This window comes from Myroides albus (assembly GCF_024722315.1).
Taxonomy (GTDB): Bacteria; Bacteroidota; Bacteroidia; order Flavobacteriales; family Flavobacteriaceae; genus Flavobacterium; species Flavobacterium album_A.
Window position 1 is genome coordinate 144,218 of sequence record NZ_CP102754.1, and the last position, 22,766, is coordinate 166,983.

At 31.0% G+C, this 22,766-nt stretch carries 16 protein-coding genes and 1 pseudogene; 5 read left to right on the forward strand and 12 right to left on the reverse strand.

Annotation, left to right across the window (positions count from 1 at the left end; translation table 11 throughout):
• The first annotated feature begins 58 nt into the window (after window positions 1–58).
• Both NWE55_RS00780 and NWE55_RS00785 read left to right on the forward strand, forming a co-directional pair.
• Window positions 59–799, forward strand: coding sequence for a response regulator transcription factor (locus NWE55_RS00780; protein ID WP_258204453.1), 741 nt, complete (start codon window positions 59–61; stop codon window positions 797–799).
• A 430-nt stretch (window positions 800–1,229) separates the two neighbouring features.
• Window positions 1,230–3,266: a sensor histidine kinase gene (locus NWE55_RS00785; protein WP_196216242.1), complete on the forward strand. Its 2,037-nt coding sequence runs from the start codon at window positions 1,230–1,232 to the stop codon at window positions 3,264–3,266.
• A 92-nt stretch (window positions 3,267–3,358) separates the two neighbouring features.
• On the opposite strand, the gene NWE55_RS00790 is transcribed toward NWE55_RS00785, so the two are convergent.
• Entirely contained in the window at window positions 3,359–4,267 is a 909-nt protein-coding gene (locus tag NWE55_RS00790) for a DUF4822 domain-containing protein (RefSeq protein ID WP_155093386.1), read from the reverse strand.
• A 280-nt stretch (window positions 4,268–4,547) separates the two neighbouring features.
• Here NWE55_RS00790 and NWE55_RS00795 point away from each other — a divergent pair, with 280 nt between their 5' ends.
• A complete protein-coding gene (locus tag NWE55_RS00795) occupies window positions 4,548–5,120 on the forward strand; it encodes a phosphatase PAP2 family protein (protein WP_258204454.1) in 573 nt (190 codons plus the stop codon).
• Here the strand turns inward: NWE55_RS00795 and tnpC are convergent.
• Genes tnpC through tnpA form a run of 3 tightly spaced genes read right to left on the reverse strand, consistent with a single transcriptional unit; the run spans window position 5,084 to window position 7,336 of the window.
• Entirely contained in the window at window positions 5,084–6,658 is a 1,575-nt protein-coding gene (tnpC, locus tag NWE55_RS00800; RefSeq protein ID WP_058699129.1) for an IS66 family transposase, read from the reverse strand. The two genes, NWE55_RS00795 and tnpC, sit on opposite strands and share 37 nt — an antisense overlap.
• 49 nt (window positions 6,659–6,707) lie before the next feature.
• Window positions 6,708–7,046 carry an IS66 family insertion sequence element accessory protein TnpB gene (tnpB, locus tag NWE55_RS00805; RefSeq protein ID WP_081048718.1) on the reverse strand — a complete coding sequence of 113 codons (339 nt, stop codon included), beginning with the start codon at window positions 7,044–7,046 and terminating at the stop codon, window positions 6,708–6,710.
• On the reverse strand, window positions 7,046–7,336 hold the full coding sequence (gene tnpA, locus NWE55_RS00810; RefSeq protein ID WP_058699130.1) for an IS66 family insertion sequence element accessory protein TnpA: 291 nt from the start codon (window positions 7,334–7,336) through the stop codon (window positions 7,046–7,048). The genes tnpB and tnpA overlap by 1 nt, the downstream gene beginning before the upstream one ends.
• Window positions 7,337–7,443: 107 nt before the next feature.
• Between tnpA and NWE55_RS00815 the strand changes: the two genes are divergently transcribed.
• Both NWE55_RS00815 and NWE55_RS00820 read left to right on the forward strand, forming a co-directional pair.
• The gene (locus tag NWE55_RS00815; RefSeq protein ID WP_258204455.1) at window positions 7,444–8,316 is read left to right on the forward strand and encodes a phosphatase PAP2 family protein; all 873 of its coding nucleotides are present in this window, start codon (window positions 7,444–7,446) and stop codon (window positions 8,314–8,316) included.
• 126 nt (window positions 8,317–8,442) lie between these two features.
• On the forward strand, window positions 8,443–8,655 hold the full coding sequence (locus tag NWE55_RS00820) for a hypothetical protein (RefSeq protein ID WP_155093388.1): 213 nt from the start codon (window positions 8,443–8,445) through the stop codon (window positions 8,653–8,655).
• 331 nt (window positions 8,656–8,986) lie between these two features.
• On the opposite strand, the gene NWE55_RS00825 is transcribed toward NWE55_RS00820, so the two are convergent.
• From NWE55_RS00825 to NWE55_RS00860, 8 genes and pseudogenes are all read right to left on the reverse strand, one after another.
• On the reverse strand, window positions 8,987–9,538 hold the full coding sequence (locus NWE55_RS00825) for a lipocalin family protein (protein ID WP_155093418.1): 552 nt from the start codon (window positions 9,536–9,538) through the stop codon (window positions 8,987–8,989).
• A gap of 254 nt (window positions 9,539–9,792) precedes the next feature.
• On the reverse strand, window positions 9,793–12,198 hold the full coding sequence (locus tag NWE55_RS00830; RefSeq protein WP_258204456.1) for a phage tail-like protein: 2,406 nt from the start codon (window positions 12,196–12,198) through the stop codon (window positions 9,793–9,795).
• A gap of 11 nt (window positions 12,199–12,209) precedes the next feature.
• Complete coding sequence (locus NWE55_RS00835) at window positions 12,210–17,429, reverse strand: beta strand repeat-containing protein (protein WP_258204457.1); 5,220 nt, start codon at window positions 17,427–17,429, stop codon at window positions 12,210–12,212.
• A 360-nt stretch (window positions 17,430–17,789) separates the two neighbouring features.
• Window positions 17,790–19,147 (reverse strand): annotated as a pseudogene (locus tag NWE55_RS00840) (IS3 family transposase).
• Between the two features lie 74 nt (window positions 19,148–19,221).
• Complete coding sequence (locus tag NWE55_RS00845; protein WP_155093379.1) at window positions 19,222–19,728, reverse strand: hypothetical protein; 507 nt, start codon at window positions 19,726–19,728, stop codon at window positions 19,222–19,224.
• A 734-nt stretch (window positions 19,729–20,462) separates the two neighbouring features.
• Window positions 20,463–21,254 carry a hypothetical protein gene (locus tag NWE55_RS00850; protein ID WP_258204458.1) on the reverse strand — a complete coding sequence of 264 codons (792 nt, stop codon included), beginning with the start codon at window positions 21,252–21,254 and terminating at the stop codon, window positions 20,463–20,465.
• A 2-nt stretch (window positions 21,255–21,256) separates the two neighbouring features.
• Window positions 21,257–22,033: a hypothetical protein gene (locus NWE55_RS00855; protein WP_155093377.1), complete on the reverse strand. Its 777-nt coding sequence runs from the start codon at window positions 22,031–22,033 to the stop codon at window positions 21,257–21,259.
• The gene (locus tag NWE55_RS00860; protein ID WP_155093376.1) at window positions 22,011–22,763 is read right to left on the reverse strand and encodes a hypothetical protein; all 753 of its coding nucleotides are present in this window, start codon (window positions 22,761–22,763) and stop codon (window positions 22,011–22,013) included. The genes NWE55_RS00855 and NWE55_RS00860 overlap by 23 nt, the downstream gene beginning before the upstream one ends.
• Window positions 22,764–22,766: the final 3 nt, after the last annotated feature.

Sequence of the window (22,766 nt, forward strand, 5' to 3'; positions counted from 1 at the left end):
AACACTATCTTATTTATAGTATCTTAATTGTCCACTTTTTGCTGACGATTTACACTTATTGCTTATTATAGAAGATCAACCAGAACTTCGTTCTTTCATCGTTCAGAATCTAGGTAGCCAATACCGCTATGAGGAAGCGTCAAATGGTACGGATGGAATAAGACTCGCAAAAGAATTACTTCCCGATTTAATTATTAGTGATGTGATGATGCCAGATACAGATGGACTTGAATTGTGTGAAACACTCAAAAACAATATAGCCACTTCTCATATTCCAATTATGTTGCTTACGGCAAAAGCAGAACAAAAAGACAAGCTAATTGGGTTAGAAACTGGAGCAGATGATTACCTAACCAAACCGTTTTCACTCCAGGAACTCAAACTCCGTGTAAAAAACATTTTAGCTTTTAAAGCATTACTTCGAAAGAAATTCAATGGAAATAATCTTCCAACAGCAGAAGAAACACCCGAATTGAATAGCCGCGATCGAAAATTCGTTGACGATGTAACTGTAATGGTAGAAACCAATATTTCTAATCCGCAATTTAGCGTAAATACTTTAGCAGAAGGTATATTTCTATCCGTTAGTCAACTCACTCGTAAACTGAAAACCATCACGGGAAAAACGCCTGCGGATTACATTCGAAATATTCGCCTTGAAAAGGCTTGTGCATTGTTGAAAAATGGAGGAAGTGTTGCTGATGTTGCTTGGGCAGTTGGTTTTGAAGATGCTGTTTACTTTAGCAAGGTATTCAAGAAACATTTTGGATTTTCTCCTTCTTCTATAAAAAACAAATAGTATTCATTGATTCAACTAAAAAACAGTTAAGTAGTTCTTTCTAGTTGATCACTAGTATATTCCTAGGCTATGATTTAATTGTGATTCGTTAATAATGTATTCAATTGATTGATAAATACATCTTCTGATTTTTTAATTGATTCACTATTGGAATTTGCAATTAATTCAACATTTAAAATACTAAATTGTTTATTGTATTGATTAAGTATGTTTGCGTTGGAAAGTTGTTCTGTATTTTATAGAATGGATAGCGTCTGTTTTTTTATCATCATAATCCTTTAATTTTATCTAAGGAGGATACAAATGAAAACCTTTATATTTGTTTCTTTATTTTAGCCAATTTATTTACATAATGATGGAGCATTTATTCTTCTTTTTTAGTCTTTCGTTTATATACTGTACATTTTCGAAACTTTCTAGCTTCACATTAATGTTTATACATAAAGCGAAACCATCATTCATATATATATTACCTATTGTATTTATTTTCTTTTTTCTATTTGGATGCAATCGTAAACAAACTATACATCAAACAGACCTAGATAATCTATATGCATACAAACGTACTCAAATTCAAAAAGATAGTATTGCCAATAAATACAGTAAAGCAGGTTACGAAATTCTACAATCAGACCAAAGTAAGAAAAAGAATAAACAAATAGATAGCTTAATTTCAAAGTTACGTTGGAGTAGTAATACAGAACTCTTTTTTAAACTAGTAAAAACTGCCGAACAACAAGCTAAAGAACAATATGATATTTCTAGATTGGCACACCTTTATGAAAATATGGCCGTTTATTATCATGATGAACAACAATTAGATAGTGTTTATACCTATTATCTTAAGGCAGAACATTTATATAAAGAAAGTAAAGATAGTATAGCCTTAGCTGAAAATATTTATTATCAAGCTCGTTTACTCTATGAAGTAGATTTGTATCAGGAATCAGAATCGAAGCTTGATTTCGCATTAAATATTTTAAAAAAAGATCCAAAAAACCCAATAAATATAGAAGCGAATCAGCTAAAAACATTTTACAAAAAAGAAACAGATAAAGATATAATACAGGGGTTAATTGTATTAGAACAAATCTATTATCAATTAAAAAAGGATAAAGGAATATATACTATTTTACCAAAAGAAAAATTCAATCTTGCATTTGCTAATTTGTGTTTAAACATAGCTTTAAACTATATTGATTTAGGTCAATTATCAAAGGCTAAGGATTTTTGTTTAGAAGGATTAGACAACGCTAAAAATATAAAAGCAAATCAAATACAAGCGCATTTAAACTGGTCTTACCACAAAATATTATATCAACAAGGATTGCAGAAAAATATTGTAAATGATTTAATAGACTCTTATAACACATACATAGAATTAAACCATCCTTTTTACGCCATATCATTATCCACTTATATAGCAGAATTATACAGAGAACAAAACCAAACTTATCAATCCTTGAACTGGTTACTAAAGGCTTATGAATTAGCAGATAAAAATAAGTTTTACAAACAAAAAAAAGAAGTAATACAACAATTGTTAGAAGCTCATCCTACCTATGAAACACAGGAATTAATTGCTGAACTAGTTAATACATCTTACTTTATGGAAGAGCAACAGAATAAAATAGTAAAAAGTTTTACAAAAATTGAATTTGACACTTTTATATTAGAACAAGAAAACTCAATACTAAAACAACGCGTTATTTTATTGTATTTCATCATAACAAGTGTTATAATTAGTTTTATTTTTATTTTCATTGTAGTGAGACTGCGAATTAAAAATAGGGAATTAATTTATGCTAATGATAAACAACAAAAAAATGAACAAATCTTAAATTTAATACTAGAAAAAGAAAACATTGAGAATCAGACTATTTTAAAAGAACGTAATCGTATTGCTAGAGATTTACATGATGGAGTGGTTAATAGCATTTTTACTCTTCGCTTTAATACACAACTATTACAAATTCCTAATGAAGAATTAAAAAATAGTTTAATTAAAGAACTTATACATCTAGAACATGTTATACGAAATATATCTCATTCATTCGCATACCACGATGTTTTGCAAAACAAATCATTTGAAAAGCTTCTAAATGAATTAGTCAACAAACAAAATAATGAAAATAAAACTGACTATAGTTTTGAGTGCAATATTAATCTTGAATATTTAACTAACCATCAAAAAATTAATATTTATCTAATTATTCAAGAGTGTTTTCAAAATGTGAATAAACACGCTAATGCTAGTAAATGTAAACTCCATGTTGCTTTTGAAAATAACTACATTATTTTTAGTATTAAAGATAATGGTTTAGGCATGAAGTATAATTCCAATCATGGTATTGGACTTAAAAATATAAAAGAAAGAGCAGACAATATATCAGCTAAGTTAAAAATTGAATCTGAATCGAATAAAGGAACAACGCTATTATTATCTATTTTAGCAGAATCAATTTAAAACGAATACGCCAAAAAAAGCAGACATCCCCAACAAGTTAATAATAGTTGAGGACGTCTTTTTGCTTAATTGGAAAAAATACAAATAACTAATTAATTGATAGGCTCATGCTCCACCCTTAACAAAGTTTGTTCAACTTGTATATCATAGGTGAATTTATCATTTGTTAATTCAAAAATATCTACTGTTCTTTCAAATGTAATAGATCCATCTGCTGCTCTCCCAATTAAAGTTCTAGTCTTACCATCTAATGAAACATACCAATCACCTTGAGAGCGAACAGCTGATTTATCCCCATAAGCTGTTATTAGAAAACTACCATTAACATACTTATTATCCTTGTTTTTCGGAAAATATGCTCTGCCACTATTATTTATATAATATGCATCGCCAGAAAAATTTGAGGCTGGAGGCACAGTTCTATCTAACTCTATAGCTTTATCTATCCCGTTTGTAATATCCAAAACCTTAGTAGTTTTCCATTCTACACTTGATAAAATTTCAGCTGGAGTATTTGGTTCAGGGTGATTAGTAACAGGAATATGTTCAACACTATAAATAATATCTGGACTATTTACATCTGCAATCGAGTAGGTAAACTTTTTATTATTCAATTCTATTATATCTACGGAACGTTCAAAAGCTATTTCATTTTTTGAGTTATACGCCTTTAAATTGCGTTTAGAATCATTATCCGTTAAACTCCATAAACCAAACATTTTATGACCATCGTTAAAATCCACAATTCTAAAAGTTCCATTGGTGTTATAATAAGCATATCCTGCATACATAGCACCTGGCATAATATCTAAGCTAATATCGTTACCTTTATTATCCACTATTTTTGAGGTAATCCATACGTGATTTGATAATATTTTAGCCCCTGATTCTTTCTTTGTAATAATTTCGTTTTTAGAATCATCACTAGAACAAGAAAAACTTGCAATTGACAACGATACCAAAAAACCTACTGCTAAAAATTTTAATAAACTTCTTTTCATCTTTTATTATTATTAATGTTTTAATTAATTTGAACCAAAAATAAACACTAAAAACATTACTACAATAAAAAAAACCTCTTTTTTAACATTTATTATCCTAAAAGGATATTATAAAACACATACTTTTATAATATCCATTTCCTTGTAATAAATAATAGCAATGGATACACCTTAACAAAAAAATACTTGACAAAAAATGAGTAAGCTTTAAACATAACTATAAGTGTATATTCATATAAAAACATAATTATAATCCTATACAAACAAAAATGAATTCGATATGAAAAAAATAAAAGCCTTGTATTTTTTATCACTTCTATTCACAACTTCAATAGCCCATGCTTTTCAAGAGGATCTTGGTTCTGCCTATAAGAAGAATTATACTAACTATAAAGTATCTGATTCTATCTTTCCAAAATCATTTTGGAATAGTGAATCTGTTAAAATAACTTTCGTTCCAACTATTTTTTTTGGCTCGACAGCTATAACCTGGAATGGCAGAGAGCATATTCTTGAGACTAGAAATAAATATATTCCCGAATTTGCCAATACTTTTGATGATTATCTACAATATGCTCCTGGAGCTTTAGCTTTTGGTTTAAAAGCATCTGGGGTTAAAGGTAGAAATAATATAAGGCGAAGCGTGTACAATTATGCTGGAAGCATGCTAATTACTGGAATTTTTGTAAACAGTTTAAAATACTCAACCAAAGTAATGAGACCCGATGGTAGTACTACTAATTCATGGCCATCTGGTCATGCAGCAACTGCTTTTGCCAAGTATGCACCCGAGCAAGTACATCTTGTGAGATATAATTATTCTTCTACAACGTTTGAGTTTAATGTTTTATAGTTATGAGGATATAAATCTGTAATGTTCTTGTGGTTGATAGATTGAATATTTTCTAGAACATATTTAAGCCATTGGTATGGATTAATATCGTGCTTTTTGCAGTTAGCAAAAAACGTATACGCCATAGCCGCCCTTTGAGCTGCATCGTGTGATCCTGCAAAGAGATAGTTTTTACGTCCAATAGCTACTGGTCTAATTACATTTTCAATGAGATTATTGTCTATCTGTAAGTTTCCATCATATAAGTACGCACTAAGATTATCCCATCTAGTTTGTGAGTAAGCAAAAGCTTTACCTATTTGACTTTTAGGAAGTACGAGTTTCATTTGAACAAACATATATTTACCCAGTTCATTGATGATTGGTAAGCTTTGTTCTAATCGAAGTTCTTTAATTTGCTCTGGGGTTAAGTTTTGTTCTTTTGCTTTTCTTTCTACAGCATATAGTTTTTGTATTTCTACAAGTACATGCTGTGCTTTTGTCTTATCATTGTCAAGAGCTCTTTCAAACTCACGACGAGCGTGTGCCCAACAGCCCAGATGAACTACACCAGACTTAGCTCCATAGGCTTTGTATCCGCTATAACCATCGGTTTGCAGATATCCTTTGAAGTTTTCTAATACAGGTAGTGCAGCGCTACCACTACGTGTGGGACTGTAATTGAACATTACGAGTTTGGATATAGGTGCGTGATACACCCAATAATACCCAAGATGAGATTTATCTTTCTTTTTCTCATCTAAGACTTTGATGGTGGTTTCATCAACTTGAAGATATCCTTCATTTTTGATGTCCAGCAGAAGCTTTTCATATAGTGGTTTTAAAGCATCCATACATTGAGCTGCCCAGCCATCTATAGTAGAAGAAGCTATATCGATATTTTCTCTTGAAAAGCGTTGCTTCTGTCTATATAGCGGAAGGTGATCTACGTATTTGTCAACAAGTATTGTAGATAATAATCCTTCAGAAGGTATTCCTTTATCTATAATTCGCTCTGGAAGCAGTGCAATACTGATTTGCGTATTGTCTTTGTCTTTCGTGGCGTATTTATATCGGATGTAACGTTTTATTTTAAAGTAACCTGGAACATAATCTAAGACATCTGTAGTTTCTTTACCAATGCAAATCTTATCAGATAAATCTCCCTCTGGGTAGATTTCTATTTCTTCTACAGGTAAATGATCGGGTAGTTTAGCTCTTCCTGGATGTTTTTTCTTCTGACGAGAATAAGTGATCTCTTGTTTGATTACTTCTTCTTGTTCTTCCAGGACTGCTTGCTGAACCTCTAAAGGTAACTGTGTTTGATTAGGGTCTTCGAAACGCTCGCGTTTTTGTCCAAATTGCATGCGTCGTAAAAGATCTACTAAGCGTTGGAGTTCTTGCTTTTCTTGTTCTAGCTGAGATGTCTTTTGCTCTAACTTAGATGTCTTTTGCTCTAACTTAGTATTTATTTTGTCTTGTTTGGAAATAGTCTTAGACTGCTTTTTTATAAGCGCCAAAAGTTGTTCTTTCGATAAGTTTTCTAAGTCTATTTCCATGAAGTAAAAATACGTCAAAAGCCCAGAATATACAAGGTTTTAACCTGTTTTACTTCAATAAAAAACGCCTTTTTTGGTTACTTTTGATAACCTGGATTCCCTCTATCATCAGTACTAAATCAGTCCAACTTATTTGAGCTTTACTATGCGTGGGAAAAGCAAAAGTTCCTTGTTCTAAGCGCTTGTGGTATAGTACAAAGCCTCCTGCTTCCCAATGCAAGAGCTTCATTTGATTACAGCGTCTATTGATAAATATATAGACACTTCCACTATGAGCTACTTGATTAAGTTCATTCTGGACAAGTCCACAAAGGCTATCAAAACTCTTGCGCATATCACAAGCTTGTCTATACAAATGAAATTGATTAGAACTACTCAAACTAAACATTACACTAAGTTTACTAATGAATATAGTTCACTAAGATTATCCGTTTGTAGACGTAACTTTACACCATTGGGATATACTATCTCATATTCCTGAGTATTGATGACTTGACCTTTTGTTACAGTTATAAAATTATTGTCTAATTGCGTTGACTCTGACTTTGCCTTATACTTAACCACCCAATAACTAAAGGTTGCTAATTTAATTCCGACACTTTCACAGTATCTTGATTGCGTTAATCCACTTGTTTTCCAATCCTCTACATGAGAGTACATTATTTCTTGTTTGCTCATCTCTTTATTATTTCAAGCAAACTTACTACCTTACGTTAGCTTATGAAATATGGGCTTGGTCGGGTGGATACTTTGCCAATGCTGCATTTTTAGATAAAGAATATGGATTGGTTAATCCTTCTTATTCTATCACAGGTTACGGAATGGCCATCATGACAGGGGTAGGTCGTAGCATGAATAATAGACACTGGTCACCTGATATTCTAGCAGGTGCTGGTTTTGGAATTCTTTCCACTAATTTGGCTTACTTTTTCATTGATAAAATATATGGTAATAAAGGAGATAATCTGAGTTTCTTATCTAAAATTGAAGGCAATGAAACCCCTTCTTTCTTAGCAGTTAGATTAGGAGCTAGTTTTAATAGTAATAACATACTTAAATTTCATAACGATGGACCTGAGGCTAAAATTGGTTGGGAAGCAGGCTTTGAAGGCGCTTATTTTTTCACAAAATCAATAGGGATTGGAGGAGAGTTTACCATATCAGGATATCCTTTAGCACAAAATAATACAAACAAACTGGAAGCTTCTGATACTTTTGAACAGTATAATCTTTCTACCGTAAATTCTGCACTTGGTTTCATGAATGCTGGTATTGGTCCCTATTATGCGTTTCATTTTTCTTCTAAATTTAATATGATGTTAAAAGCTACAATAGGGTATTCTTTTGGGGCCTCTGGTAAAATTGAAGCCAAACAAAATGACACAGATATATTTCTACCAGTTAACATTCTAGATGACATGACTATTAGCTCTTATAAACCTCATAGTTCTTTTCGTTGGTCAACAGGTACAGCTTTTACCTACAATATAACCGATCAATTAGGATTATCTTTATACGCAGATTATTCTACTACTAAGCCTACCATTAGATATACACCAGGAAATCCTCAGCTTAATTCTTCAAATAATAAATTTGAGTCCAATAAGGCTGACTTACACTATCTTTCGACAGGGCTCAGATTAACGGCTTATTTTTAGAGATAAGTAAGCTGATTAATAATAAACATCTCCCATTATTTAACACTTTTAATATCAAAAATGTTAAAAATAATTAATTTTAAACCATTTACAAAGATTATAATTTTTTTTGTATAAAAATTCAATATGAAAGTTAAATTTAAGGATGAAAAACAACTAAATGTTGTTATGAGCACTATTTCAAATTATGTGCAATTATATAGTATAGAAAATAATATAAAATCTGTCAATGATATGGGTTCTCATGTAGAAACTTTGTATTTATTTTTAAAAGATCATAGTAATGATAAAAAATCCTATACAGATACAATAGATAAATTATTAAAAAAGACTGAATAACCATTTTTAGTTTAAATCTTTACAATTCTGATAATAAATATTTTTATATTAATCTTTTAGGAAAATATGGTATAAAAAATGAAAATAAAAAACATATTATATTCATTTTTTTAATTACATTTGCAATTCATAAACAACTGTTATATTTCTAATATGTAAATTTTAATGAAAGTAATTAGATCTAATATTTAACGCAACTGTATTAGTATCTAAATATACTTAGATTGGTTTTCTAATTTACAATTAGTTAATAACTAAAAGGGAGCTTATATTAGCTCCCTTTTTATTTCATATATAGTAATATTAATCGTTAAAAAAATGCATATATCATCTAAAAGTAAGGATTATGCAGTTTATCGTGTTTAACCCAAATTAAACGAGAGGTATTATATCCAATTTGTTGCGCCTTGTTTACAAAATCTAATTTTATATTATCAGGGATAAATTTTTCTCGAGACAACATCCATAAATAATTTAAATCCTTCCCTACAACTAAAGCATATTTATAATCCTTATCAAGTGCAACTATATTGTATCCTGAATAAAAAGGTCCAAAAAAACTTACTTCCAACGCTCCTTGATCTTCATTATTTCTAAATCTGGCTTTACCATCAATTTTTTTCCATTTTTTTGTCTTTTGATTAAAACCAATATTTACTACTTGAATTGTTCCATCTTCATTTAAAGAGTAATGTGCAGATGTATTATCTAAATCTTTTTCAAAATAAAGATCAAATCTTGCGATTTCATACCAAGTACCTAAGTAGGATTTAATTTCAAAATTTTCAACTACGGTTGCTTTTTCAGGTATTACCTTATTATCACAACTAACAAAAAAAACTAAAAATAAGATTAAATTAAATTTTAAAAGCTTAGATTCCATATACAAACATTTATACTCTATATTTATAGGTCATAACATCATACAATACTATTATTTTATTTCGTTAAAAACAAAGTATAAAACAATAAATTTAAACAAACAAACAATAAAGATTATCTATTAACAGAAATAAACACACATAATAAATATAATTTTTTTTTGATTTATTCTATAGAATTATAAGATTTTTAATTATAATAAAAAAGGCTACTTAGTTCGATTCTAAGTAGCCTTGTTCTTATTCATTATTTATTTTAAGGAATTTGATAATTTACATCTGTATTCTCTTGAACATATATTATTGCCCAAGTCAATGTATTGGCATACATAATACTATTAAATACAATTGTACCTCCGTTGTAAGTTTTAGAGATTGGTGCCCCACCTGATGTTATAGCAGCTGGCCAAATTGTAGTCGAGTTATTACTAGCACTTCCTGCTGTCCATCCTGAATCACCAATATATACATATCCTAAAGAATTATGCTTTAAAAACCATGAACGATCTGTATTACCTTGTTGATGAACGAAACTCTTTAATTCACTTGAGTAGCCCGTAACATAGTAAGAATTATTTACATCACTTCCTGTATTTTTACCTCTTAAATCCCCAAATGGTCCATTTAAAATTGGATCATCTAAATTTAGTACTGGATTTATATAAGTCTGACCAGTTCCTGATACGGTTGTATTTGCTGAATACGCAATAGCGTTAATCATGTTTTCTGTAGAAGTTGCACCATTTTCTTGTGAATGAATCAATACTCCTTTTTTATTCTTAACAAAATCTGCTAAAATCACTATAGAATTTGCATCAGGTTGATAATTATATCCAATAACAACTACGTCAATTTTATTACTATTAATACTGTTCTTTAAAGTATTTCCTTGTATATAGTTTCCATTAAAAATCGTTATACCTTCCATCTTTACAGTTCCATTAGGACCAAAATTACTCCCAGCTTGTGGAATTGCTCTTGATGCTTCAGATCCAGAAGCTGATCCAAGTTGATAGGCGCCTCCACCAAGACCTAATATATTCATTTTTCGATATAAATATTCGATATTTCTATTACATGTATTAGCTCCTATAGAACTATTTGTTGTTATAGTGTAGCGATGAATTCCTCCTGTAACTGGAGTTCCCGTAGCAGTCAAGGTAACTTCTTGTGTACCTGTTATTGTAAAAGTACCACTTGCTGAAAATGTTACTCCATTTACCGTATTGGTAGAAATAGAATAAGCACCTGGATATTGAACATTAACATTTAATATCATTTTATTTTCAGTAGTCATTGCAATATTGGGCGCATATGAGCCCTCTAATTGAATAGATGAACATATTAAATTATAAGCTACTGGTTGAGCTGTTACTGTAACATCAAAAGAACAAGGTGATATCATTCCACTAGCTGCATTTAAAGTAAAAGTATGATCCCCTGGAGTAGTCGGCGTACCAACTGCTGTTAATACAACATTTCTTTCTCCAATACTATCAAAAGATAAAGGTCCAGAAGTAAAATGAATTCCAGCAACAGGATTAGTGCTAATATTAGTCTCACCAGTGGCTTGAACATCAACTTTAATAGTTACAGTATTTGAGGCAGTCATAGCCTCATCCTGCTTATAAACACCTGCTATAGTCGCTTGAGAGCAATCTACTGTATATTTAATTGGTTGTACAATAATTTCAGCTGTACAAGCAGCTGACATCTGATCTGAGTTGGTTGTAAAAGTAAACGAATTAGTCCCTGAACTAATAGGTGTTCCCGTTCCTAACAACTCTACGGTCTGCTCACCTGCTTGACTAAAATTACCAGTTCCTCTAAAAGAATACCCATTACTTGTATTGGTTGTTATACTCCAATATCCAACAGAAATAACATTAACTTTTAAAACTATTTTATGTGTATTTGTCAAAGTTTGTCCAATCATATAGGCTCCTTCAATAGAAGTGTCTGGACATACGATACTATAATTAACATTAGCTCTTTCTACAAAAATATATTTTTCACAATTACTTTCTCTATTATTCAGTAAAATAGTCAATCTATCACCTTGAGCACCTGAATCATACCCGTTATTCGGTGTACCTATTCCTGGGACAAAAAGCGTATATGCACCTGCGGTAGGAAATGTTCCTTTAGTTGTAAAATAATATCCATTATCTGTTGTAGCAGTTAATTCATAGGTACCTGCTTGAGTTACAGTAACTGGAATAGTTAAAAAGTTTGAAGAATTTAAAAATTCACCTTGTTTAAAGTTCCCATTTGACTGTACTGAACTACATTGTAGATTAGTGATTTCAAATACAGCAGGCGGTGGTGTTCCACATAAACTCAACCAAGTATCTTGAATCGTACTCCAATAATTGAAACACCCTGTTGTACTATTGTAAATCAATAAACCATCTGTTCGATTCTCTATAGCTATAGCATCCCTTTGTTGCGTTGTTAAACGAGGGGCTAAAAAACCTTTATTAACACTTTCTAATTCTAATATAACTCCAGGATTCGGAGTGGCACTTGTACCCGATATTGTTCCATCTTTAATTTTAGTCATATGGGTTTGAGCCAAACTAGAAAAAGCCGTAAAAAGAAGTATCAATAATAATGAAAACTTATATTTCATATACTTATATGTAGTGGTATTATAACTCATAATTTAAAAGTTTAGTTTTTACTTTTTAACTCTAACAATTCTTGCTCTAATTGCTCTAATTTTTGATAAAACATTTTATTTATCATTTCCAATTCATTTATTTTAGTTTCTTTTTCCTCTAAAAGATTAATCTTTTTTAATACTTCACGATTTAAAGTTTCTAATTCTTTTATCCTAGCTTCTTTCTGCTCTAACTCATTATTTTGTTCAATCATATGTAAATACAACTCTTCCGTTTTCTCTAGAAGTTGGACAGAAAGTTCCGAAACATTAATTGCATACCCTTCTTCTGTTTTCTTCAATTCATGGATTGGTGTAATACCAGGTAAATGACGATTTTCTCTAATAAAATCAGCAATATCATCTAATTCCTTAAACTTATAATCATATTTAAGTGCAGAGTAACCATCAAAATAATTTTCAAAAACATAATCAGCATAATAACTATTAACTGCAGTTATACTTCCATTAACTCTCAACTTTTCATTTGGTGCATTAGAAGGTTCTGTAAAACCAATTCCTACCCAACCTCTTGTATAAATATCAGATGTATTAGATGTTGCTACTTTTTGTGTTGCAGAATCATACCAAGGATGTTTATTTATTGTCTCTAAATCAATTGTATGAATGATTTGTTTTTCATCAGTATACAATAGAGAATTTGTACTTGCATCAAATTCTAACTTAGTTAATGATTCCCCATCTCCAACTAAATCAGTTAATTTTAAGATAGTTTCTTCTCCCTTTTCATTAGTATAAGTTAGAACATGAGCTATAGGATCATAAACTAAAGTTGTAAGTGTTTCACTTCCCTTCACCAATACTTTTATATCGATAGGGTTTAAATTCCCATTTTCATCTTTATATGTTAAGGTATAAATATCAATAACTTCACCACTTTCTTCTGTCTCCTGTGTTTTTACATTTTCTAATGTTGTCAAAGTTTCATGACCTTTTACTAGACTCGGAATATTAATTTCTGTTGCTGTGCTATTTTCACTTGTATAAGTAAACACATCGTTAACATTAACTAAAGTCGTTAGCGTTTCATTGGCTTTTACAACAGAAGAAATATCCAAACTAACTGTATCACCATCTTCATTGATATAAGTAAAAGAGCTGCCATCATAGTAAACATTTCCCCCTACTGTTTTGATGATGTTGTTGATGATATCCTGAACCTCTGTAGTGTTGATGATAGTCTCAAAATTGCTGATAACATCTGCCTTTACATCGATAACTACAGGTGTTCCTGCCTCATTGGTATAAGTGTATTGTCCATTACCTGAAGCATCTTTTACTAAAGTCGTTAGCGTTTCATTGGCTTTTACAACAGAAGAAATATCCAAACTAACTGTATCACCATCTTCATTGATATAAGTAAAAGAACTACCATCATAGTAAACATTTCCCCCTACTGTTTTGATGATGTTGTTGATGATATCCTGAACCTCTGTAGTGTTGATAATAGTCTCAAAATTGCTGATAACATCTGCCTTTACATCGATAACTACAGGTGTTCCTGCCTCATTGGTATAAGTGTATTGTCCATTACCTGAAGCATCTTTTACTAAAGTAGTTAGCGTTTCATTGGCTTTTACAACAGAAGAAATATCCAAACTAACTGTATCACCATCTTCATTGATATAAGTAAAAGAACTACCATCATAGTAAACATTTCCCCCTACTGTTTTGATGATGTTGTTGATGATATCCTGAACCTCTGTAGTGTTGATGATAGTCTCAAAATTGCTGATAACATCTGCCTTTACATCGATAACTACAGGTGTTCCTGCCTCATTGGTATAAGTGTATTGTCCATTACCTGAAGCATCTTTTACTAAAGTAGTTAGCGTTTCATTGGCTTTTACAACAGAAGAAATATCCAAACTAACTGTATCACCATCTTCATTGATATAAGTAAAAGAACTACCATCATAGTAAACATTTCCCCCTACTGTTTTGATGATGTTGTTGATGATATCCTGAACCTCTGTAGTGTTGATGATAGTCTCAAAATTGCTGATAACATCTGCCTTTACATCGATAACTACAGGTGTTCCTGCCTCATTGGTATAAGTGTATTGTCCATTACCTGAAGCATCTTTTACTAAAGTAGTTAGCGTTTCATTGGCTTTTACAACAGAAGAAATATCCAAACTAACTGTATCACCATCTTCATTGATATAAGTAAAAGAACTACCATCATAGTAAACATTTCCCCCTACTGTTTTGATGATGTTGTTGATGATATCCTGAACCTCTGTAGTGTTGATGATAGTCTCAAAATTGCTGATAACATCTGCCTTTACATCGATAACTACAGGTGTTCCTGCCTCATTGGTATAAGTGTATTGTCCATTACCTGAAGCATCTTTTACTAAAGTAGTTAGCGTTTCATTGGCTTTTACAACAGAAGAAATATCCAAACTAACTGTATCACCATCTTCATTGATATAAGTAAAAGAGCTGCCATCATAGTAAACATTTCCCCCTACTGTTTTGATGATGTTGTTGATGATATCCTGAACCTCTGTAGTGTTGATGATAGTCTCAAAATTGCTGATAACATCTGCCTTTACATCGATAACTACAGGTGTTCCTGCCTCATTGGTATAAGTGTATTGTCCATTACCTGAAGCATCTTTTACTAAAGTCGTTAGCGTTTCATTGGCTTTTACAACAGAAGAAATATCCAAACTAACTGTATCACCATCTTCATTGATATAAGTAAAAGAACTACCATCATAGTAAACATTTCCCCCTACTGTTTTGATGATGTTGTTGATGATATCCTGAACCTCTGTAGTGTTGATAATAGTCTCAAAATTGCTGATAACATCTGCCTTTACATCGATAACTACAGGTGTTCCTGCCTCATTGGTATAAGTGTATTGTCCATTACCTGAAGCATCTTTTACTAAAGTAGTTAGCGTTTCATTGGCTTTTACAACAGAAGAAATATCCAAACTAACTGTATCACCATCTTCATTGATATAAGTAAAAGAACTACCATCATAGTAAACATTTCCCCCTACTGTTTTGATGATGTTGTTGATGATATCCTGAACCTCTGTAGTGTTGATGATAGTCTCAAAATTGCTGATAACATCTGCCTTTACATCGATAACTACAGGTGTTCCTGCCTCATTGGTATAAGTGTATTGTCCATTACCTGAAGCATCTTTTACTAAAGTAGTTAGCGTTTCATTGGCTTTTACAACAGAAGAAATATCCAAACTAACTGTATCACCATCTTCATTGATATAAGTAAAAGAACTACCATCATAGTAAACATTTCCCCCTACTGTTTTGATGATGTTGTTGATGATATCCTGAACCTCTGTAGTGTTGATGATAGTCTCAAAATTGCTGATAACATCTGCCTTTACATCGATAACTACAGGTGTTCCTGCCTCATTGGTATAAGTGTATTGTCCATTACCTGAAGCATCTTTTACTAAAGTAGTTAGCGTTTCATTGGCTTTTACAACAGAAGAAATATCCAAACTAACTGTATCACCATCTTCATTGATATAAGTAAAAGAGCTGCCATCATAGTAAACATTTCCCCCTACTGTTTTGATGATGTTGTTGATGATATCCTGAACCTCTGTAGTGTTGATGATAGTCTCAAAATTGCTGATAACATCTGCCTTTACATCGATAACTACAGGTGTTCCTGCCTCATTGGTATAAGTGTATTGTCCATTACCTGAAGCATCTTTTACTAAAGTAGTTAGCGTTTCATTGGCTTTTACAACAGAAGAAATATCCAAACTAACTGTATCACCATCTTCATTGATATAAGTAAAAGAGCTGCCATCATAGTAAACATTTCCCCCTACTGTTTTGATGATGTTGTTGATGATATCCTGAACCTCTGTAGTGTTGATGATAGTCTCAAAATTGCTGATAACATCTGCCTTTACATCGATAACTACAGGTGTTCCTGCCTCATTGGTATAAGTGTATTGTCCATTACCTGAAGCATCTTTTACTAAAGTCGTTAGCGTTTCATTGGCTTTTACAACAGAAGAAATATCCAAACTAACTGTATCACCATCTTCATTGATATAAGTAAAAGAACTACCATCATAGTAAACATTTCCCCCTACTGTTTTGATGATGTTGTTGATGATATCCTGAACCTCTGTAGTGTTGATGATAGTCTCAAAATTGCTGATAACATCTGCCTTTACATCGATAACTACAGGTGTTCCTGCCTCATTGGTATAAGTGTATTGTCCATTACCTGAAGCATCTTTTACTAAAGTAGTTAGCGTTTCATTGGCTTTTACAACAGAAGAAATATCCAAACTAACTGTATCACCATCTTCATTGATATAAGTAAAAGAACTACCATCATAGTAAACATTTCCCCCTACTGTTTTGATGATGTTGTTGATGATATCCTGAACCTCTGTAGTGTTGATGATAGTCTCAAAATTGCTGATAACATCTGCCTTTACATCGATAACTACAGGTGTTCCTGCCTCATTGGTATAAGTGTATTGTCCATTACCTGAAGCATCTTTTACTAAAGTAGTTAGCGTTTCATTGGCTTTTACAACAGAAGAAATATCCAAACTAACTGTATCACCATCTTCAGTGATATAAGTAAAAGAGCTGCCATCGTAGTAAACATTTCCGCCTACTGTTTTGATGATATTGTTGATGATATCCTGGACATCTGTATTGTTGATTATAGTCTCAAAATTGCTGATAACATCCGCCTGAACATCAATTACAACTTCTGCCCCTGCCTCGTTTTTATACGTATACTTCCCATTGCCCGAGGCATCCTTAACTAAAGTAGTTATTACATTTAATTTTTCTAAATCTATAACTACAAAATTATTATGTGTATCATATAATTTCAATAGTTCTTCTTCCACTACAAACTTACTAATAATCGGAAAATCTACTACTTTGTCATCAATTTCAGTCAATAAACGAGTCCAAGTATTTTGTTTCCAAAAATAATATCCTGGCTGTAATTGTTCACTAGCTGCTGTATTATATACCAATAAACTTTCTACATTTCCGTTGCTTATTGTTTTATTATCTGTAAGATTCTTCAATCTAACCTGTGGAATTAAAATCCCTCGCTTATCAGAAGATATCTCAAGTTGAGATGATGGATTAGGGGTTGCAGTCCCTATTCCAACTTGAGCGTGACTTATTGCGCTTGCGCAAAAAGCACTGAGTAAAATCCATCTTTTTTTCATTTAACTAGCTATTTTTATTATACTTAAAGTGTTTTATTTTATGACATTTATATCCTATTTTGTGCTTTTAGAAACATATCTTTTTTGCTATTTAGAATGTAAATTTCAATAGTTAGGCCTTAAAGCAGGATGAGATGTATTGTAATCATCGTTAACTATACTCTAATTACTCTACAGGTCCCCACTCCTTCTCATCCTATTGCTTTAATGCCTTTACAAAATTTTTATTCTATTTTTTAATATTAGAAAAATTATTTTTAAGTCTTATATTCATTTCGATCCAAGATATTTTGTAATGATTATTGTATGTCTTCAAACTAATGTAGACTTTTAGGACGTAAGCATAAGATAGTGTTTTAGTTATAAATTTATTAATTTTTGTTGATTATACAACTGTCTTCTTTTAGTTAAAGTTTCTTGTTTTAAAACAGCTCTTTTTTCTAATATTTTATCTGATTTTCCATAATATACGTCCTTAGGAGTTAAGTTTCCAATTGCCTCGTGATATCTGTTATTATTGTAGTTTTCTACAAAAACCTCAATAGCATCTATTAGCTCTTCAGGATGATAGTAATTATTAAGTTTTACAACATTTTTCATTGTTCTATGATATCTCTCAATTTTTCCTTGTGTTTGAGGATGTAGAGGTCTCCCATGTACTTGCTTCATTTTCATATCCTTCTCTAAAAAGATCTTTAAATCTTTTGCGATGTAGCAAGGTCCGTTATCAGATAACAACTTAGGTTTTGCTTTTGATTTGAGTTTTGCCTTGTTTATAGCTGTTTCTACGGTTCTTTTTACATCATTAGCTTCCATAGAGTCACATAGTTCCCAATGAATAATATAACGGCTGTAATCGTCTAAAATCGTACTTAAATAATACCAACCCCATCCAATAATTTTAAAGTACGTGAAGTCTGTTTGCCACATTTGATGTACAAACTGTGTTTTATCTTTAAATTCATTAGATGCTTCTATTAGAATATGATTTGGAGCGGGTATTAAATCTCTCTTCTTTAATATTCTATAAACACTGGACTCTGAGATATAGATACCTTGTTCATCTGTAATTTTATAAGCTAATTCTCGTGAAGATAATTCAGGATATTCTAAAGCTATCTCAACAACTAAGTTCTGTTGACTCTCAGGAATACTATTCCATTGCCTATTACTTATTCGCTTACTTTTTTCTAATCCATCATATCCTTTTTCTAAGTAACGTTTATACCATTTATAAAAGCTGCTTTTAGGAATACCAAACTCTTCAAGAGTCTTTTTAACTCCCAATTCACTTGTGGTTACACTTTGGATTAGCTCATATTTCTCTGCTGCTGTTAGTCTCATATACTTGCGATATAATTCATTTATTCCAGCATGTCTAAGGTTTTTTTTACAATATCGTAACGCAATACCAAATCTGCAACTACCTCTTTTAGTTTTGCATTTTCTTTGCGTAACTCTGCTACTTCATCACTGGTAGCCTCTCTTGTAATATCTCCTGATAATCGTTTTTTACCTGCCTCTAAAAACTCTTTATTCCATTTATAGAACTGAGTTTGACTAATGGAGTATTTTCTACATAGTTCTGATACAGATAGCTCTGCTCGTAATCCTTCTATTACAATCAATACTTTCTGTTCTGAGGTAAATAGTCTACGCGTATTTTTACGGATATCTTTTACCATACTTTCTGGTGTTTTCTTACTGACTCTTCCCATAATTATAAAGTTATCATTTTTTGAAAACACTATCTTATTTATAGTATCTTAATTGTCCACTTTTTGCTGACGATTTACACATGTTTCGAGTTAGGCAAAAAACTCACCATACCCATCGACAAAGGCTCTTCTGACTTTTTTGAGGCATCTACTTTAATAATTCCATTTTTGAAAGAAGCTAGTCCTTGGATATCTATATTATTCTTCAAATCGAAAGCAATACCATCTAATTTACTATCAAATACAATGTTATAAAAAGATGACAGACCTTTACCTTTAATCAGCTTAGCATTTGTTTCATCATTTAAAACAAAATAAGCAGAAGATGTCTTATGTATAGATGACATACCATAAATTCCGTCGTTGGTAAAGTCTTTATAAAAATAAATATCCCCATCGTTGGTAAATTTTCCTTTAGACGTATTAATAAAGTCAAACTCTGTAGCAACAATAGTTCCTGGAGAAACAGAAAATACACCTGTATTTACTAATTCAATTTTATCTGCTTCTACTTGAGCATGAGATACATAATAAACATTGCAAAATAGCAGCAAAATTATTTTTAAACAGTTCTGATTCATACACGATTTTATTTTTTTGATTACTTACTATTTTTCTTAGATGTATTTTTACAAAAAACCTAAATAATTCCATCCTAATTTAAACAAATAAAAAAACAAACACAAATATTTTCTTATAAATTATCGATATTTTTACAACTTTTTATCATAAATATCATGATAAAAAACAATGAATTCATTTTCATCTCCAATAGTCAAACTGTTGATCTAGTATTAACATTAGAGAATATTTAATTTACATATATTGCTTTTTACTAATGAAATTGAAGAACACCTTAATATATTACTACATTTCATTCTGACAATAAAAAAAGTGTTTTATAGCTCTAAAAAACCTTTATTTTTTTGCTATTTTATCAAATAAAAATCAAAAATAGAGACTTAATTTACATTATAAAAGACAAATTAATAGTTTTAACTTTTTTTATCCAAAAAGGATACTTTAATTTATTAATCATTTCAGTAGCTGAAATACTCGCAATCTTTTTATAATTTGAAAACTTCAGATTATAATATTAGAAGTCCTCTAAAATTGATTAACAGAAAGCTTACCCATAAAAAAAGGTGGTTTAGTAAAATAACTAAACCACCTTTTTTTATGGGTAAGGCAACAATAAGTTCTAAACGAATATCAATCACTATATCACTAAAAAACATTCTCAACTTTAATCATTCCTTTTGTAATAATTAAGATTGTTCAATTTATTTGATAATTGTAATTTGTCAGTTCTTACTCAATATGTCGAAATTATCTTTTCATATATAATCCCATTAAAGACGCCTATTCCTAATGATTCTATTTCACCATTTGCATTACCAAAATAAACCTCTTTATCAATATTATCATAACGTCCTTTTTCAACATAACCATACAATTTATATTTTACTACCTTATTCACTGTTTCAGTATTACTTATTTGGTCTATTGCTTTACCTGTTATCGATACTCCCAAAAAAACATCTCCTTCCGAGTTTATTTTACTTTCATAGTTGGTTAGTTTTCTTGATCCTTGATCTAATTCTACTAATGTAGTATCTTCCTCAACTTTAGTTAAAGTAACTCCAACATAACCAACAACTATAAGATTATTTTCTTTATTATTATATATATAAATAGGCACGTCATACTCTAAAAAAAGGATATTATCTGTATTGGGAGATAAAGTAACTTCTAAATCCATTTCTAAAGTAATTTGATCTTTAGAAGGATCCATTACATTAGCACTTTTACCTGTATGAACGGTCCTTTTACTCTTAACATATTTAATAGTTTTCAAATTAAAATTATCTGAACTATAGTCCATTGTAGCAAGATCTCCATCTTGATTTAATACTATTTTACGCAAATACTCAGGTTTACGTCCTAATCCCTCTAAACGAATATATCTATCCTCAGGATTTTCAACTTGAATCCCCTTAGGATTTATATCAAAATTTACCACTGGATTTTCAACTCCAATCCCAACCTGTCCAATCATTTTAATGCTGAACAAAATAAAAAACAATATGTTAACTCTCTGCTTCATTTCTATTCTACTAACTCATTAATTGTTATAACAAAAACACCTCTTCCCCAGTTATAATTCTGATAACTGGTCCTATCATCATATGAACCAAATGTAATAGTATAATTACGCAGATTAATATGATCTGTAAAACCGTATACATCATATACAATCTCCAACGGAACATCTGTATCATTTTTTACTATATCTACATAAGTGCAAGAAATTGCTCTACCTATGGCCGTTACAGCATTAGCATTGGATAGACTTGGAGAAAAAACACGCACAGAAGTATTTATTTTCTCAAATTCTCCATCTCCTTGTTTCTTTTTCAAGAAAACACCAAAATCTCCTTTAGGATTTCCTGTTGCTCCATACAATGCAGGGATACTATAAGCTATTTCTAATACATAAGTTTCATTGGGAGGTACCACAATTTTGCTATTCAAGTTTAGTGACTCCTCTTCATAAGTAACATTCCTATCTGGTGTGCTGTCATTTGGAATGTAAATATTTTTATTCATCTTAGCTGTCAAAACATTTTTAAACATTAAATTAGTTGGTAATCCGGTAAATACAGCTAAATTTCCTTTTGCATCAGAAATTAAATGTTTGGGGTAATCCATCATAGATTCCTCCACATGAATAACATCTTTTAATTTTACATCTTTACCAATATGTATGGCAGCCTTAGGACTCTCTATACCAATTCCAACTTGAGCCATACAAATGACACTTTGAAACAGTAAAATTGCACTTATAATTTGTTTCATTTTCTTACTCGCTAATTGTTTCTCCATAATAAGGTTTGTGATAAACTTTAATTAGTAGCATACCTACATTTCCTCTGTTATCAGACATCTGTGAACCATATTGAACTATTCCATGATTATCCTTAGTGTAACTCATTAATTTATAGGTTATTTTTTTGCTATAAACATCATTATTAAGTACTTCTTGAATATTCATTCCTTCAACAAATGAACGTCTAACCTCTAAATTTGGTGCCGTTTTTTCATATTCACTAGGTATTGATAATGATCGATTACCTTCCGCTACATTGCTATAATCACTATCTTGATCTTCTTTTTTCATTAATCTAACACCAATTTCACTAACTAAAGGTGTATCGCTAAAAGCTGAATAGTCCTCTGTTTCGAAAGAGACAGGTACATTATAGTGAATTTCAAAAATTGAAATTGTACGCGGTAGTAATTCTAGTTCTATCTCTAAAAATAAATCCTTACTTTGATCTGTTTGATTTAAAACTACTTTATCCTCCATTTCATCAGAAATCATCTTAACAAAATAAGATCGCTCACTTTCAATTTCTAAATATCCTAACCTTCCTTGATTATCCATCAAAACCTCTCTATTAAACTGTTGTAAATCCCCCTCTTGTAAATTTCGAAATCGTATACTACCTTCTATTTCAATACCACTCGATGGGTTTTCTGTACCTATTCCAATCTGTGCCACCATTATACAAGAGTAGAGTAATCCTATTATTGTAAAAACTAGTTGTTTCATTAT

Bases quoted from the DNA above. Each gene is read 5' to 3' on its own strand.
- tnpC (WP_058699129.1), bottom strand. From the start codon at position 6,658: ATGGAAATAGACTTAGAAAACTTATCGAAAGAACAACTTTTGGCGCTT.
- NWE55_RS00845 (WP_155093379.1), bottom strand. From the start codon at position 19,728: ATGAATCAGAACTGTTTAAAAATAATTTTGCTGCTATTTTGCAATGTT.
- NWE55_RS00820 (WP_155093388.1), top strand. From the start codon at position 8,443: ATGAAAGTTAAATTTAAGGATGAAAAACAACTAAATGTTGTTATGAGC.
- NWE55_RS00790 (WP_155093386.1), bottom strand. From the start codon at position 4,267: ATGAAAAGAAGTTTATTAAAATTTTTAGCAGTAGGTTTTTTGGTATCG.
- NWE55_RS00825 (WP_155093418.1), bottom strand. From the start codon at position 9,538: ATGGAATCTAAGCTTTTAAAATTTAATTTAATCTTATTTTTAGTTTTT.
- tnpA (WP_058699130.1), bottom strand. From the start codon at position 7,336: ATGAGCAAACAAGAAATAATGTACTCTCATGTAGAGGATTGGAAAACA.
- NWE55_RS00855 (WP_155093377.1), bottom strand. From the start codon at position 22,033: ATGGAGAAACAATTAGCGAGTAAGAAAATGAAACAAATTATAAGTGCA.
- tnpB (WP_081048718.1), bottom strand. From the start codon at position 7,046: ATGTTTAGTTTGAGTAGTTCTAATCAATTTCATTTGTATAGACAAGCT.
- NWE55_RS00860 (WP_155093376.1), bottom strand. From the start codon at position 22,763: ATGAAACAACTAGTTTTTACAATAATAGGATTACTCTACTCTTGTATA.
- NWE55_RS00850 (WP_258204458.1), bottom strand. From the start codon at position 21,254: ATGAAGCAGAGAGTTAACATATTGTTTTTTATTTTGTTCAGCATTAAA.
- NWE55_RS00835 (WP_258204457.1), bottom strand. From the start codon at position 17,429: ATGAAAAAAAGATGGATTTTACTCAGTGCTTTTTGCGCAAGCGCAATA.
- NWE55_RS00830 (WP_258204456.1), bottom strand. From the start codon at position 12,198: ATGAGTTATAATACCACTACATATAAGTATATGAAATATAAGTTTTCA.
- NWE55_RS00795 (WP_258204454.1), top strand. From the start codon at position 4,548: ATGAAAAAAATAAAAGCCTTGTATTTTTTATCACTTCTATTCACAACT.
- NWE55_RS00785 (WP_196216242.1), top strand. From the start codon at position 1,230: ATGTTTATACATAAAGCGAAACCATCATTCATATATATATTACCTATT.